The organism is Flavicella sediminum (genome assembly GCF_006381105.1).
GTDB lineage: Bacteria > Bacteroidota > Bacteroidia > Flavobacteriales > Flavobacteriaceae > Flavicella > Flavicella sediminum.
In genome coordinates this window covers 1,701,021-1,716,953 of the sequence record NZ_VDET01000002.1, presented here as the reverse complement: position 1 = coordinate 1,716,953, position 15,933 = coordinate 1,701,021, and the positions used below count along the sequence as shown (strand labels likewise).

Annotated in this window: 12 protein-coding genes; 1 reads left to right on the top strand and 11 read right to left on the bottom strand. The window is 34.7% G+C overall.

Features of this window, described 5'->3' with window-relative positions; all coding sequences use genetic code 11:
• Positions 1–46: 46 nt before the first annotated feature.
• The 8 genes from FGM02_RS07160 to FGM02_RS07125 form a co-directional block, all read right to left on the bottom strand.
• Positions 47–1,798 carry a cytochrome c oxidase subunit I gene (locus tag FGM02_RS07160; protein WP_139957617.1) on the bottom strand — a complete coding sequence of 584 codons (1,752 nt, stop codon included), beginning with the start codon at positions 1,796–1,798 and terminating at the stop codon, positions 47–49.
• A 75-nt stretch (positions 1,799–1,873) separates the two neighbouring features.
• Complete coding sequence (locus FGM02_RS07155; RefSeq protein WP_139957616.1) at positions 1,874–2,941, bottom strand: cytochrome c oxidase subunit II; 1,068 nt, start codon at positions 2,939–2,941, stop codon at positions 1,874–1,876.
• Positions 2,942–2,980: 39 nt separating this feature from the next.
• Positions 2,981–4,354 (bottom strand): quinol:cytochrome C oxidoreductase, encoded by a 1,374-nt coding sequence (locus tag FGM02_RS07150; RefSeq protein WP_139957615.1) that lies wholly within the window; start codon positions 4,352–4,354, stop codon positions 2,981–2,983.
• Between the two features lie 26 nt (positions 4,355–4,380).
• Positions 4,381–4,935, bottom strand: a complete 555-nt coding sequence (locus tag FGM02_RS07145; RefSeq protein ID WP_139957614.1) for a c-type cytochrome — start codon at positions 4,933–4,935, stop codon at positions 4,381–4,383.
• Positions 4,936–4,939: 4 nt separating this feature from the next.
• Positions 4,940–5,464, bottom strand: a complete 525-nt coding sequence (locus FGM02_RS07140) for a DUF3341 domain-containing protein (RefSeq protein WP_139957613.1) — start codon at positions 5,462–5,464, stop codon at positions 4,940–4,942.
• Positions 5,457–6,854, bottom strand: a complete 1,398-nt coding sequence (gene nrfD, locus FGM02_RS07135; protein WP_139957612.1) for an NrfD/PsrC family molybdoenzyme membrane anchor subunit — start codon at positions 6,852–6,854, stop codon at positions 5,457–5,459. The genes FGM02_RS07140 and nrfD overlap by 8 nt, the downstream gene beginning before the upstream one ends.
• 30 nt (positions 6,855–6,884) lie before the next feature.
• Entirely contained in the window at positions 6,885–9,953 is a 3,069-nt protein-coding gene (locus FGM02_RS07130) for a TAT-variant-translocated molybdopterin oxidoreductase (protein ID WP_139957611.1), read from the bottom strand.
• Between the two features lie 33 nt (positions 9,954–9,986).
• On the bottom strand, positions 9,987–11,177 hold the full coding sequence (locus FGM02_RS07125; RefSeq protein WP_139957610.1) for a c-type cytochrome: 1,191 nt from the start codon (positions 11,175–11,177) through the stop codon (positions 9,987–9,989).
• A 212-nt stretch (positions 11,178–11,389) separates the two neighbouring features.
• On the opposite strand from FGM02_RS07125, the gene FGM02_RS07120 reads away from it, so the two are divergent.
• Entirely contained in the window at positions 11,390–11,731 is a 342-nt protein-coding gene (locus tag FGM02_RS07120; RefSeq protein WP_139957609.1) for a hypothetical protein, read from the top strand.
• 102 nt (positions 11,732–11,833) lie between these two features.
• Here the strand turns inward: FGM02_RS07120 and FGM02_RS07115 are convergent, their stop codons facing one another.
• Genes FGM02_RS07115 through FGM02_RS07105 form a run of 3 tightly spaced genes read right to left on the bottom strand, consistent with a single transcriptional unit; the run spans position 11,834 to position 15,928 of the window.
• Complete coding sequence (locus FGM02_RS07115) at positions 11,834–13,576, bottom strand: alpha-amylase family protein (protein ID WP_139957608.1); 1,743 nt, start codon at positions 13,574–13,576, stop codon at positions 11,834–11,836.
• A gap of 12 nt (positions 13,577–13,588) precedes the next feature.
• A complete protein-coding gene (locus FGM02_RS07110) occupies positions 13,589–14,527 on the bottom strand; it encodes a carbohydrate kinase family protein (RefSeq protein WP_139957607.1) in 939 nt (312 codons plus the stop codon).
• Positions 14,528–14,569: 42 nt separating this feature from the next.
• On the bottom strand, positions 14,570–15,928 hold the full coding sequence (locus tag FGM02_RS07105; RefSeq protein WP_139957606.1) for an MFS transporter: 1,359 nt from the start codon (positions 15,926–15,928) through the stop codon (positions 14,570–14,572).
• Positions 15,929–15,933 lie beyond the last annotated feature (5 nt).

Below are 15,933 nucleotides of genomic sequence, written 5' to 3'. Positions count from 1 at the left end.
GCCTTTTCAAAAAATGAAAAGGCTTTTAAATTATATAAAGTTGGAATTAAGATTCTTCTTCTCCATCTTTTAAAGGAACATCTTGAGGAACAAAATCCACATCATGTCCTGGTTTGCTATAGTCATATGCCCAACGTTCAACGGTAGGAATTTTTCCTGGCCAGTTTCCGTGAATTCTTTCTACAGGAGTTGTCCACTCTAAAGTAGTAGATCTCCAAGGGTTTTTCTCGGCATCTTTTCCTTTGAAAATACTTAAGAAAAAGTTTACTAAGAAAATAACCTGAGCAATACCACCTAAAATAGCGAACAAAGTCATCACAATATTTACATCTGATAAATCATCAAATAAAGGGAATGCTGTATTTGAATAGTACCTACGAGGTAAACCTGCTAATCCGATAAAATGCATTGGGAAGAAAACTCCATAAGCAGCAATTGCTGTAATCCAGAAATGCCAATAACCTAAAGTTTTATTCATCATTTTACCATACATTTTAGGGAACCAGTGATACACACCAGCAAACATTCCATAAATTGCAGATACTCCCATTACCAAGTGGAAATGCGCTACTACGAAATAGGTATCGTGTACATTAATATCCAAAGCACTATCTCCTAATACAATTCCTGTTAAACCACCCGTAATAAAGGTAGAAACCAAACCGATAGAGAATAACATTGCAGGATTCATTTGCAAGTTACCTTTCCATAAAGTAGTAATATAATTAAATGCTTTTACCGCTGAAGGAATTGCAATTAATAAAGTTGTAAATGTAAATACAGAACCTAAGAAAGGATTCATTCCTGAAATAAACATATGGTGACCCCATACGATAGTAGACAAGAAAGCAATTGCCATAATAGATCCAATCATTGCACGGTAACCAAAAATTGGTTTACGAGAATTTGTTGCAATAACTTCTGATGTAATACCTAATGCTGGTAATAATACAATATAAACTTCAGGGTGCCCTAAGAACCAGAATAAGTGCTCAAACAATACAGGTGAACCACCTTGGTAATGCAACACTTCACCAGAAATAAAGATATCTGATAAGTAGAATGAAGTACCGAAACTTCTATCGAAAATCAATAATAAAGCTGCAGATAATAATACAGGGAAAGAAACCACACCAATAACAGCGGTGATAAAGAATGCCCACATTGTTAATGGCAATCTTGTCATTTTCATTCCTTTTGTTCTTAAGTTTAAAATGGTAACGATGTAATTCAAAGAACCAATTAATGAAGAAGCAACGAAAATAGCCATAGAAACCAACCATAAAGTCATACCCATACCTGAACCAGGAATTGCTTGAGGCAAGGCAGATAATGGAGGATAAATTGTCCAACCCGCAGAAGCAGGTCCTGCTTCCACAAATAAAGAAATTACCATGATGATACTTGAGATAAAGAACAACCAGTAAGAAACCATGTTCATAAATCCAGAAGCCATATCACGTGCTCCAATTTGCAATGGAATTAATAGGTTACTAAACGTACCACTTAAACCAGCAGTCAATACAAAGAATACCATAATAGTACCATGAATTGTTACTAAGGCTAAATACATATCCGGATCCATAATCCCATCTGTTTGATGACTTCCTAAAAAGGCTTCTACGATAGAAAAAGAATGGTCTGGCCATGCAATTTGTAAACGGAATAACATTGACATAAGAACTCCAATAACACCCATAATAATACCGGTGATCAGAAATTGCTTAGAAATCATTTTATGATCTTGACTAAATATATATTTAGTGATAAATGTTTCTTTATGATGATGCTCTGACATAATTTTAATTTATTTTAATTTCTTCTAAACTGAAAAAATGTTTACTCTTTTATTAATACTCTAAAATTAGAATTCTTATTTAACCAATTCGGCTAACGTAGGTTGTTTCTTCAACCAGCTATAAAAAGCAGCTTCTTCCTCCACTACTATTTTCATTTGCATGTTGTAGTGAGACGCTCCACAAATTTTGTTACACAATAACAAATAGTCGAATACATAAGGATCTTCTCCTTTTTCTTTTCTAATTTTATTGATTCCATCTACTTTACGAACTGTTTCTTCTTGAAGCCTCATTTGCTCAGTAGTAAACTTCGGTGTAAAACCAAATTCTGTAATCATACCAGGTACACAGTTCATTTGCGCTCTAAAGTGAGGCATATAAGCAGAGTGTAACACATCCTGAGATCTGAATTTGAAAACGATTTTTCGTCCAACCGGTAAATGCAATTCACGAACCGGAACATCATCTTGACCATTGATATCTTTCAAATCGACACCCATAGTGTTAATTCCTTCAATATTTCTAACATTTCCTCTACCTAAAGTATTATCAGTACCAGCATAACGAGCTTCCCAAGAGAATTGTTTTGCATACACTTCAATAACAATAGGATCCTCAGCATCTGATAAGTCCATTACCGTATTCCAAGTATACAAACCGTAACCGATCAAACCAGTTAATACAATTGTAGGAATGGTTGTCCAAATCAATTCTAATTTATGGCTATCTGCATAAAATAAGGCTTTACGATCATTGATTCCTCTGTATTTATAAGAGAAACCAAATAACAATCCTTGTGTTATAAATTGTACGATTCCAATCAATACAAAAGAAATCAAAAATAAGTTATCATCATTTTCTCCCTCAATAGAAGCAGATTCTGGTAACATAATATCGTTTAAGAAAAATAAACAATATCCCATTAAAATGTAAAAACCAATTAAAAAGGCTAAGAAAAGTTTACCATGTAGGTCATTATTCTTTTCGGTAGCTATAGGATTTTCATCTCCTACGATGTAGGCAGTTACAGGCTCGTTATTATCGTTTGTTATTGTTTTTTTGGTAAAGCTCAATAACTTGTTCACTTGCCAAATACCTAAGGCTACTGCGACAGCTATAAAAATGTAAAATAAAGCTAGCATATGTTCTATCTATTTTATAATTAATTTGTTAGTTATTTATTAGTAATGGAAAGTTTCACTTTCATGTAAGAAAGGGTTTCCTTTTGCTAATAATGGTGCTTTTGCAATTGATGAGAAGACAGCATAGATAAATAAACCTAAGAAGAACAAAATAGCTCCAACTTCAGGAATACCAATAAACCATTCACCACCAACCGTTGCTGGCATAATCATTACAAATACATCTAAATAATGTCCTAATAATACAACGACTCCTGCACCAATAACAAATTGAGGAATACGTTTGTAATCGCTATTTATTAATAATAAAATAGGGAAAATAAAGTTCATAGGAATCATGGCTAAGAAAGGCAATTTATACTCTTCGAATCTCTGTACAAAATACGTTGTTTCCTCAGGCATATCAGCATACCAAATCAACATAAATTGAGAGAACCATAAATACGTCCAGAAAATACTAAAACCAAACATAAATTTAGCCAAATCGTGAATATGACTGTTGTTTACGAAAGGTAAGTGCCCTTTAGATTGTAAGTATACAGTAACAATTGCAATTACAGTCACAGCAGAAACCATAAATGTAGCTAAGACATACCATCCAAATAAAGTACTAAACCAGTGAGGATCTAAAGACATAATCCAATCCCAAGACATCATTGATTCCGTAAATAAAAAGAAGCCTAAAAATGCAACTGACATTTTAAAGTTTTTTCTATAACTTACTAAATTCGTTTCATTGTCCTCAGCCAAAGAAGCTTTTCTAGACAAATGTCTGTACAAGTTCCAACCTACAATATATACAATTGATCTGATTGTCCAACCTGGAACATTTAACCACCAGCTTTTTCCATCAATAATAGCATCGTAATTAGCTGCAGTAGGATCTACTGTTCCTTCTGCCATCCAAACAAATAAATGATGTACATGTGCAGAACCCAATAATAAGAAAACTAATAATATAATTGTTACAGGCAATAAGTTTCCTGTAATTCCTTCCATAACTCTAAACAATACAATTGACCATCCTGCTTGCGCCACTCGTTGAATAGCATTGAATGCCAAAACTAACAATGTTACTCCAAAAAAGAAAAACAAAGCTACATAAACAGCAGCCCATGGTCTATTTTTTAATTGATGAAAAACATGTTCTGCATGAGAATCTCCATGTCCTTCCTCTGCATGTGCAGCTTCAGCGTGGTGATCCTCTTGATGAGCATCGTGTGCTTTTGCTTCTTCATGATGCGCAGCCGGAGCAACCGCATGTGCATCGTGCCCGTTATGTGCATTGTGCAAATGTTCCTTCACTTCTTCAACAGAGCTAGGTGTAGCTAAAAAACCAGAGATAATCCCCACAGCTCCTATAACCATTAATGCTAGCGCAATTGTTTTTAATTTACCTGTAAATTGATACATATCTTTCAAATTCTATCTTTAGCAGACTATTTTAATAAATCAGTTCTTAATTTTTGAACGTAGTTCACAACTTGCCAACGCTCACTCCCTGTCAATTGAGAAGCATGAGATCCCATCAAGTTTCTACCATACATAATTACATGGTAAATACTTCCTTCAGTAATATCTCTGTCTTTGTAGTTAGGTATCCCTAAAAACTTTTCTCTTTTAACTAAGTCACCTTGTCCATCTCCTTTTTTACCGTGACATACTGCACAATAAATTGTGTACAAAGCTTTTCCTTTTTCACTATCCAACTCATGAACAGATAAAGGAGATTTTAATTCCTTTTTTGCCGCTTCATATCCATCATTAGAATTTGTATAATCATAAGGAACTTGACCTCTTGCTATAGAACCTTCAACAGGCGCTTGAGAATCCATTCCATTAGGAAGTACATTATTTTCACCATATGGTTCATATGCTACAGATGTATACATATCTGGCATAAATTGAACATAAGGTTTTGTGTTGTCTTTACAAGAAGTAAATGCTACTGCTACCAATAGAAATACCGCTAATTTTGTCATACTGTTTTTCATGAGCTTATTCCTTATCAATTACTTTAATTTCTACTGCTCCAGTTTCGTTTAACAAAGAAGTCAATTCTTCTTCATTTCCGTGAATTGCGATTTCCATTAAAAAATGGTCATCGGTAGTTCTAACATCTGGATTTTCGGCTGCTTTAAATGGCCAAAGTCTACTTCTCATATAAAAAGTAATTACCATTAAATGGGCTGCAAAAAATACCGTTAATTCAAACATAATTGGCACAAAAGCTGGCATATTTAAAAACCAACTAAAGTTAGGCTTACCACCAATATCCTGTGGCCAATCTTCTATCATCATATAGTTTGTCATCCAAATAGCGAATGACAACCCTACCAATCCGTACAAAAATGAAGTAATTGCAATTTTAGTTGGAGCCAATCCCATTGCTTTGTCTAATCCGTGAACAGGAAAAGGTGTGAAAACTTCATCGATATGGTGATGTGCTGATTTTACTTTCTTAACAGCGTCCATCAAGATATCATCATCGTTATATAAGGCGTGTATTACTTTATTACTCATGATTTCCGTCTCTTAATTTTTTATAATTTTCTCCTGATACTTTCATAATCGATTTTACCTCTGCTTGTGCAATCACTGGGAAAGTTCTAGCGTATAATAAGAACAAAACTCCAAAGAATCCAATAGTTCCAATAAAAATACCCACATCAACAAAGGTAGGCTCAAAACGAGTCCATGTAGATGGCAAATGTCCCTTACTCAAAACAATGGCAATAATGTCAAAACGCTCAAACCACATTCCAATATTAATCGCTATAGAAATTAAGAAAGATCCAATAAAACTTCTTCTAACACTTCTGATCCACAAGAATTGAGGAATCAGGATATTGAATAAAATCAACGACCAGAATGCCCATCCATAAGCTCCAGTTGCAGCTCCTACAGACATATACGTAAAGTTTTCATAAGGAGAACCTGTATACCATGCAATAAAGAATTCTGATGCATAAGCTACAGCAACAATACCACCAGTTAACATAATTACCATATTCATGTATTCAACATGCAAACGTGTAATATAGTTCTCTAAGTTGGTTACTTTTCTCATGATCCCTAATAAGGTTTGCACCATAGCAAATCCTGAGAAGATTGCACCTGCTACGAAATAAGGAGGGAAAATTGTTGAATGCCAACCTGGGTTGATAGAAGTAGCGAAATCCATAGATACAATTGTATGTACAGAAAGTACTAATGGAGTAGCTAAACCAGCTAATACCAATGAAACTTCCTCAAAACGTTGCCAATCTTTAGCTCTACCAGACCAACCGAAACTTAACAATGCGTAAATTTTCTTTTGGAAAGGCTTTACAGCTCTATCTCTTAACATCGCAAAATCAGGAAGTAAACCAGTCCACCAGAAAACAAGTGATACAGATAAATAAGTTGAAATTGCAAATACATCCCATAATAGAGGTGAATTAAAGTTTACCCATAAAGATCCAAATTGATTTGGAATAGGTAATACCCAATATCCATTCCAAGGACGTCCCATATGAATAAGTGGGAACAAACCTGCTTGGAATACAGCAAAGATTGTCATGGCTTCCGCTGAACGGTTAATCGCCATTCTCCATCTTTGACGGAATAATAATAATACTGCTGAGATCAATGTACCGGCGTGACCAATACCTACCCACCAAACGAAGTTAGTAATATCCCAAGCCCATCCAATGTTCTTGTTCAATCCCCATACTCCAATACCTGTTCCAATTGTATAAGAAATACATCCTATACCCCATAAAAAGGCAATTAATGAAATTGTAAATGCTATGTACCAATTTTTGTTTGCTTTTCCTTCAATAGGTTTCGCAATATCAACCGTAATATCGTGGTAACTTTTATCCCCTAATACTAATGGTTCTCTTATAGGTGCTTCGTAATGAGACGACATAATTTATATATAGTTTCTTAATTAATTAATTTATGCTTCTTCTGTATTTCTAACTTTTACTTGGTATAGAACATTGTTATCTGTTCCAATAGCCTCTAGTAAACGATACATTCTTTTATCTGCTTTCTTTTCAACGATTTCATCTTTTTCCTCGTTTACATCACCAAAGACTAAAGCTCCAGTAGTACAAGCAGAAGAACAAGCCACAGCGTCGTTAAACTCACCTGGTGCTACTTTTCTTCCATCTTTCTTAGCATTCAAGATTACTTGTTGCGTTGCTTGGATACAGAAAGAACATTTTTCCATAACTCCTCTTGAACGAACAACAACATCTGGGTTCAATACCATTTTTCCGTAGTCATCATTCATATTGAAATCAAATTCAGAATTTTCATTGTATTTGAACCAGTTAAAACGACGAACTCTATAAGGACAGTTGTTTGCACAATATCTTGTACCTACACATCTGTTATAAGCCATTTGGTTTTGACCTTGACGACCGTGTGATGTTGCCGCAACTGGACAAACTGTTTCACATGGTGCATGGTTACAGTGCTGACACATTACTGGTTGGAAAGCTACTTGAGGATTCTCAGCAGGAACTTCCAAATTGTAATAATCAGAAACAGAATCTGAAGTAGTATTTACATTTTCTGTTCTTTCTTCAGAAGTTGCATCCAATTCAGATGAATAATATCTATCAATACGCAACCAGTGCATATCTCTACCTACACGTACCTCATGTTTCCCTACAACAGGAACATTGTTTTCAGCGTGACAAGCTACAACACAAGCTCCACATCCAGTACAGTCAGATAAATCAATAGATAAATTAAAGTGATGTCCGATACTTCTATCTTGATCATCCCATAAATCTACATCATTTACAGATACTTCTTCATGTTTTAAAGAAACCTTAGTCACTTGATTCCAAGATTCTTTAGGATCTAAACTTGAATCGTTGTATGATGTTAAAGATGTTTCTTTTAATATTTCATATCTACCTGCAATTGTATGTTGCAATTGTTCACAGGCAAATTTATGTGTACCTCCAACTTTTTCAACAGAAGCCACTTGAACCAATTTCAATCCTTTTGCCAAAGTGTAAGCATTTACACCAACTTGCATTTCAGATTTCATTGCTTTTGTTTTACCGTATCCAACAGCCAAACCAAAAGAACCTTTTGCTTGACCAGGTTGAATTAATACAGGAACATTTTCTAGAATAGTACCTCCTACCGTAACATTTGCATAATCACCATTGATAGCTCCATTATCCTGAATAGGATTAGAGAAACCTAAGGCAGTAGCATCTGCTTGAGAAATCGTTAAGTAATTATCCCATGCCGCTCTTGTCAATGGATCTGGTAATTCTTGTAACCAAGGGTTGTTTGCTTGCTGTCCGTCTCCAATTGCTGTAGAAGCAAATAAAGTCAATTCAAAAGCACCACCTTTAGTTTCCGCTTTTAATGCTGAAGCCGCAGCTGCAACATCAATACTTTTAGCAGCTAATTCTTCTACTTTTGTTGTAAACAAACCATCATGCAATGCTTGATTCCATGAAGTTCCGTTTAATACATCGGAAGCCCATGAATTCTTTAAGAAATCATAATAAGCTTCTGAGCTACCTGACCAATCTAATAAGCAATCTTGAAATTGTTTTGTATCAAATAAAGGATTGATTGTAGGTTGTGTCAAACTATAAGAACCTGCAGAAATTTGAACATCTCCCCAAGCTTCTAAATAATGTGGTGTTGGTAAAGCGTATTGAGCAACACTAGCTGTTTCATCTTCGCTAGAAGCAAAAGCAACAGAAAGTTTTACTTTTTTCAATCCAGCTACAAAATCAGCACTATTAGCCAACGTGTATACTGGGTTAGCTCCGTAAGAAATTACAGCACCAACTTTACCTGCTTTCATATCCGCAATTAATTGCTGAACATCTGCATCATTACCTTGTCTTGTATATTTTACCGCAGCAGTATCCATAACAGAACTTGCCAAAGCATTGTTCAATGCCAAAGCGATTAGCTGTGCGTTTTTATCTTGAATTCCTGTAACAACAACTGCTTTAGAACCTGCTTTCTTCAATTGCTTAGCAGCATTCTTAATATCAGCATCTTTTGGAGTTGCTTTTGAAGGCAAATTTTCACCCGTTACCGCGTTGTATAAATTAATCAAAGCAAAAATTTGCTCTGATGGTTTAAGTACAATTCTTTTATCAGCGTTCGATCCAGTAAGAGACATATTAGACTCTATTTGAATATGACGAGACATTTTACCTGTTGCTACTTGTCTACCTGCTGTATAGCTTTTTTCAAAACCACCACCTTGCCAGTCTCCTAAGAAATCAGCACCGATAGAAACAATTACACTTGCATCAGAAAAATCATAGTTTGGTAAAGCTCTCGTTCCGTATACTTCTTGAAATGCATCTAAAGTTGCAGATTCAGACAAAGCATCGTACTGTACGTGTTGTACATTCCCGTTAGCTGCAGCAAAATTAGCAATCAATTTCTCTGTAGAAGGAGACGCTAAAGTTCCTGTTAATACAACAACCTTTTCACCTTTATTTTTTAATTCTGCTAAAGTTGCTTTTATTTGACCATTTGCATCTGACCAAGAAATGGCATTCCCATTTACTTTAGGCCCTGTTAAACGCAAACTATCATACAATGAAAGCACAGACGCCTGTACACGTGCATTGGTAGAACCATTGGCCAACTTATTTGGCTTGATTAAAATTGGTCTTCCCTCTCTAGTCTTCACTAATACGTTTGCAAAATCATATCCATCAGCAATTGTAGATGCATAATAATTAGCAATACCAGGAGTAATTTCTTCTGGTTTGATTACGTAAGGAATTGATTTTCTAACTGGACCTTCACAGGCTGCTAAAGAGGCAGCTGCTGTTGAAAACCCAACATATTTTAAAAAGTCACGACGAGAAGTAGAAGATTCTTCTAAAGTCTCTTTATCTCCTAAAAATTCATCTGTAGCAATATCTGATACAAATTCATTTTCTTCAAGCTTAGCAACAATCGAACTATTTTCGTTTAGCTCTTCAACACTTTTCCAGTATTTTCTGTTAGATGCCATGTATATATAGGTATTTATAAACTTAATAATTGATTAATAGTGACATTTTCCACATTCTTTCCCTCCCATTTGAGCGACAGTCACTTTATCTACACCATACTTTTTAGACAAGTCTTCATGTATGTTTTTGTAGTATCCATTTCCTTCCATTTTAACTTTCGTCTCTTTGTGACAGTCGATACACCATCCCATAGTTAATGGAGAATATTGATACACTTCATCCATCTCTTCAACTGGCCCGTGACATTTTTGACACTTAAGACCTCCAACAGTTACGTGTTGAGAGTGATTGTAGTATGCGAAATCTGGCAAGTTATGAACACGCACCCATTTTACTGGCTCCGTTTCTCCTGTGTATTCTAATTTTTCAGAATCCCAACCTGCAGCTTTGTATAATTTTTGAATTTCTTTATCCAATCCAGCTTTTCCTAAGCCCATTGAAGCAATTTGCGTATCATCAGAAACTTCAGAAATATTTTTATGACAGTTCATACAAACATTCACAGAAGGAATTCCAGATGTTTTACTATTCTTAGCAGAAGAGTGACAGTATTGACAATCAATTTTATTATCACCTGCGTGAATTTTATGAGAAAAAGCAATTGGCTGTACTGGTTGGTAATCTTGATCAACACCAATATTCATTAAGGCAGTAAAACCGAAATAAGCGATATTAAACAACAATACAATTGTTGCAGCAATTTTCAAGAAACCATTATCACTTTTGAAATAAACCCAAAGAATAATACCTGCTAGAATTAGCAATACAACATAAGAAATCCAATCCGAAGATCCTTTTTCTTGAACCCCTGTATCAGCAGTAGCAACCACAGCTGCACCAGCTTTCTTTACAGGATCCGCATCTGCATAAGCAACAATATTTTCAATGTCGGCGTCAGATAACTGAGGGAAAGCAGACATAGGCATACTATTGTATTCCTCAAAAACAGCAATTGCATCCGCATCTCCAGATGCTCTTAATGCATTGTTATCTTTAATCCAAGCTTTCAACCAAGCTAACTCTCTACGTTCAGAGATTTTTCCTAAGGCGGGCCCTACAAGTTTTTTATCTAACTTATGACAAGCTGCACAGTTAGCGTTAAACAAACTTTTACCCGCTTTTGCATCTCCTTGAGCTGACAAATTAAAGGTAAAAAGGAATAAAAAAGTAAGACTAGTCATGACTAATCTCGAGATTCGACTGTGTTTTTTCACACTTTTCATACTATAAAATATAAATTTTCTATCTATTTTGGTACGATTTTCTCTAAATAAGAAAAGGATTTCGTGACCCAAAAATTTTGAGCAAAAGTACTACTAATTACTAAAATTGTAAATTAAATTGGTAGCGTATCATGCAATTTATATTTATTCTAAATAAAGCAATCAGCAAATTATTAATTCACAATAATTTATTTTTGCAAAAACATTTTACCATGAAAATCAAACACTTTCTAATCACTCTATTTATTGCTGCTTTTGCCAATACAGCAACAGCGCAAAAATCACTTTCTAGCTTAGATAGTCTTATCTATAAAAAAAGAGCTTATAATAAGAGTATCAAAAGCGGATTTTGTATTCAATTGTACAATGGAAATGAAGAAATGGCAATTGACAAGCTAGCCAAATTCCAGAAAAATTTTCCAGACATAAAAATATTTAGAACTTACAAAGTTCCAGAATGGAAAATACAAACTGAAGTTTATAGAACACGTTTGGAAGCAGATCGTGTTTTAAATTTAATTCAGAAAAAATACCCTGGAGCCAGAGTTTTATAGTTTTAGACAATTCGACACATTACATAATTATAAGGAAACAGCCCCTGATATAAATCAGGGGCTGTTTCCTTATAATTATGTAGGGCTCAAAAAAAACGATAACTAGTCCTTATTAAAATGAAGTGTTTCTAACAAATCTCCCTTTGAATATTGTACTGTAAAAACCAACGATTTTAAATCCAACTTTAATCTAGCGATGTCTTTATCATTATTCCATACAATATGAATTTCAGTTTCAGTTCCTTGTTTTATTTGCATATTCCCTGAAAAGGCATCACAAGTATTTCGTATTTGCATCAATGTAAGCTGATTATTGACAAGTTCCTTTTTTAAACCTGCTTCAATATCCGCTTCGCTTAAGCTTGTTCTATTAATTTCTTTATGTCCGCCACTTCCTCCTTTATCAGCAGCTTCATAATCATTTTTTCCTGCAAAAATATCTAAATACCATACTTGAGGAATACCAGGCATAAACATTTGGATGGCACGTGCCGCCAATAACTTTTGTTCATTTTCACCTAAGGCGCTGAAGAAGGTGGCATTGACTTGGTAGTAAGATATCTTTTCCCCTGAAGGATCATATAAATTTTTTACTCTCCCGCCTCGTTCCATTATTTTGGTCATAATGGCTTCAATTTCATGATCTTCTAAAAGACCTTTATTATAAACGCCATCTACTTCTTTTCCTTTTAAATCTAACACCGGTATCCCATCATGACAACCAAGCATATTTACTGTTTTGTAGCCTTTGCTAATGATTTCCTTAGCCCAAGTTAATAGGGATGTACTATTGCAATTCTCTAAGGTATGTATGGTCAATCCTGGTAAAAAGAAGTCATAAATCTGATAGCCTTCATCTGCCACTTCATCATGTAAGTGCAAACCATACTCTGCATGAATTTCTGGTAAAAGGGTTAAATTATTGCTTTTTGCAATTTGGTTGATCCGTTCTAAATGGTCCCAAGTACCTGGTTTATTGAAAAAATTTGTTTGTCCAATTTCTTTATGCAAATAGGCAAAAGCATCCAATCGTAAAATTTCACAACCATAACTACTTACTTTTTTCAGGGTTTCTTCATAAAAATCCCAAACCAATTCTGATTTTGCATTCACGTCCATTTGTCCTAAATACGAACGCTTTGCTTGTACAACTTGTAAAATTTCTTTTTTTAAGTGCTTAGCGTTATCAAAATCAAAACTCGACAAATCCAAATCATTGTCAATGGCATTGTTTACAATTTTGCAAACGGAAATTCCCTGAGCCTTGGTCAACCCCTCTAAATGTTCCAAATCCGAAGTCGTCAATTTTGCATAGGTAATTTGCTGGTAAAAAGTATTCCAATAAGGTTTTTCTGAATCATCTGGAAATGCTACTTTAAGTATCGGCAAGCCCGACTTTCTCATAAACAATTTGTTTAAAAACTCCTCATCAGGTATTACAACTCCATTGGCATCTATATTCCCATTGCCTTCCCAGAACTCATTCCAATTGATAAAAAAATCTTTGTATTTTGACTGTACTCCATACTTCAATAAATCTTTAAACTGAGGAGAAGCAACCGACAAATGATTTAAAACAATATCAAATTTCAATTGAATATTTAACTCTTTAAACGCTTTTAAATCTTCTTCTGAAACTAATTCTTGATTCAAGTTGTAATCAATTACAGAAAAACCACGATCTAAATCGCTATTAAAAAAAGTTGGCAACACATAAAATAAAGAAAAAACATCTTTGAATTCAGGCTTTTTCAACATAGCAACTATGTCGCTTAGATTTTTCCCTATACTGTCTGGATATGCGTTTAGCATAACTCCATTGCTTATATTATTTTCTTTTTGCATCGAATTTTATTTTTAAAGAAGTTCAGACAATATGTTGATATTATCTGGTAATCTACCCACGTTTTGAAGTTTTAAAGCTGCTAATTGCAAAGCAACTTGCAAACATTTTTCCACAGGCTTTTCTTTGATATAAGCAAACAAGAACCCCGACCAAAAAGCATCACCGGCACCCGTAGCATCTTGCACTACATCTATTTTTATGGCAGGTAATTCTATTAATGCTTTTCCTCTTTGAGCCAATTTTACACCTTTGCTTCCTAAAGTTAAGCAAACGGTATCTACACCATGCGAATGAAAAAAATCGAAAATTTCAGCATGCGGTACTTCTTTCTCAAAAAGCCTAAGCATATCATCTTCACTTATTTTCACCAAAGGATTGAACTTGCAATAAGCTTTAATTATTTGCAATGCTTCTTCTTGACCGTCCCACAATTTCTTAGCATAATTTACATCAATACTTAACTTACAGCCTAGTTGAAAAGCTTCTTCTGCTTTTTTCAAAATTGTAGTCTGTGCAGGTTTTTTACTAAGGGCAAAGCATGTGGTATGGTATATTTTAGAATTTGAAAGAATTTCCTTAGAAATTTGATCTTCACTGATGCAAAAATCAGCATCTCGAAAAGGAATAAAATCTGGCGTACTATCAGTTCTTGAAACAAAAATAACACTGGAGGCTTTGTCATTTAATTCTTTTATTTGATCTGTAACCACCCCTACTTCTGAAAGGCGCTCCAAAATATATTCTCCAAAACCATCTTTTCCTACCGTTGCCACCATCATCGATTTTAAACCCAACCTAGCCATATTCATGGCCACATTTGTAGGAGAACCTCCTAGATAACGATGGTAATCTCTAGTATTGTTAATTTGAACACCTGATTGGTGACCAATAAAGTCGACAAGGACCTCACCAACACATACTATGTCTATCTCTCTTTTATTATTTTCCAAAATGTAATCTGTTTTTTAGTTTATTCTAACGACAAAATTTCGTTAAAATCTATCTATTTCATGTTCACCCGTTGGCACAACTAAATCGTCGTCTTCCATTTTAGGTTCTTTTAAGCGCAGTGCCAAAACACCCGCTATTACAAAAAATACGCCTCCAAAAAGTATGGCATTTACGGCACTGTTGTCTAATAAATTTTTAACTACAGGACCGAAGGTTAGCGTTTGTATTCCCATAGGAATAACAATCATCATATTTAAGATCCCCATATATACACCCCGTCTTTCTTGAGGTACTATTTTAGAAACCATTGAATACGGAATTCCCATCATAGCTGCCCAACCAATACCAAATAAAACCATTGGTAAAATAACCAAAAGTGGATCTTGTATATAAGGTATGGAAAGCATAGCAATTCCTGTTAGAAACAAACTTAGCACATATACCTTTTTACCCCCAAATTTTAAAGCCAAAGGCACCAATGCCAAGGCAAAAACTATGGTAGAAAGATTATAGGTTGTATTCATTTTTGCAGCCTGACTTAAAGCTTCAGATTTATCGAAGCCCATACTTTCTTCAAACATTGGTGAAATAAATTGCCAATACACAAACAAAGCATACCATTGAAATAAATACACCACAGAAAGTTTCCACATAAATTTTGGCATCTTTTTTAGGGCGTCCATAATTTCTACAAATGGCGTTTTAATCCTGTCTGTCAAAGACAAAGCATTGTGTTTCTTAATAGCTTCTAGTTCATTTTCTGAAGGTGGAATTTCAGGTGTTTTTAAAACCGACCATAAGATGGTGGCAATAGACAAAACGGCTCCTATAAAAAAGGAATAATACAACCATTCAGGAATGCTTTTTACAGCTTCCGTAGCTGTTTCTTCAGCACCAAACCAATCTTGAAAAAGAAAAATAGAAGCATTGGCTAGTACAATTCCAGCTCCCACAAATAAACTTTGCATTTGATACCCAAAACTCAATTGCTTATTGGGTAATTTATCGCCCACAAAAGCGCGATATGGTTCCATGGCCATATTGTTACCCACATCTAAAATCCATAACAAACCAACAGCAAACCATAAAGTTGGACTAAATGGAAATGCGAATAAACACAAACTACCTATCAAAGCTCCTATTAAAAAGAAAGGCTTACGTCTTCCCCATCGTGGCGACCAGGTTTTATCTGAAATAGCCCCTATAATAGGTTGAATAATTAATCCTGTAACAGGACCTGCTAAATTTAGGATGGGTAAATCTTCATGATGTGCTCCTAAAAAAGAAAATATAGGATTCACAGCAGTTTGCTGTAAACCAAAGCTAAATTGAATTCCTAAGAATCCCACATTCATATTAAAAATTTGCCAAAAGGATAAGTTCGGTTTTCTAATTTTCATCTGTA

Bases quoted from the DNA above. Each gene is read 5' to 3' on its own strand.
- FGM02_RS07160 (WP_139957617.1), bottom strand. From the start codon at position 1,798: ATGTCAGAGCATCATCATAAAGAAACATTTATCACTAAATATATATTT.
- FGM02_RS07155 (WP_139957616.1), bottom strand. From the start codon at position 2,941: ATGCTAGCTTTATTTTACATTTTTATAGCTGTCGCAGTAGCCTTAGGT.
- FGM02_RS07150 (WP_139957615.1), bottom strand. From the start codon at position 4,354: ATGTATCAATTTACAGGTAAATTAAAAACAATTGCGCTAGCATTAATG.
- FGM02_RS07145 (WP_139957614.1), bottom strand. From the start codon at position 4,935: ATGAAAAACAGTATGACAAAATTAGCGGTATTTCTATTGGTAGCAGTA.
- FGM02_RS07140 (WP_139957613.1), bottom strand. From the start codon at position 5,464: ATGAGTAATAAAGTAATACACGCCTTATATAACGATGATGATATCTTG.
- nrfD (WP_139957612.1), bottom strand. From the start codon at position 6,854: ATGTCGTCTCATTACGAAGCACCTATAAGAGAACCATTAGTATTAGGG.
- FGM02_RS07130 (WP_139957611.1), bottom strand. From the start codon at position 9,953: ATGGCATCTAACAGAAAATACTGGAAAAGTGTTGAAGAGCTAAACGAA.
- FGM02_RS07125 (WP_139957610.1), bottom strand. From the start codon at position 11,177: ATGAAAAGTGTGAAAAAACACAGTCGAATCTCGAGATTAGTCATGACT.
- FGM02_RS07120 (WP_139957609.1), top strand. From the start codon at position 11,390: ATGAAAATCAAACACTTTCTAATCACTCTATTTATTGCTGCTTTTGCC.
- FGM02_RS07115 (WP_139957608.1), bottom strand. From the start codon at position 13,576: ATGCAAAAAGAAAATAATATAAGCAATGGAGTTATGCTAAACGCATAT.
- FGM02_RS07105 (WP_139957606.1), bottom strand. From the start codon at position 15,928: ATGAAAATTAGAAAACCGAACTTATCCTTTTGGCAAATTTTTAATATG.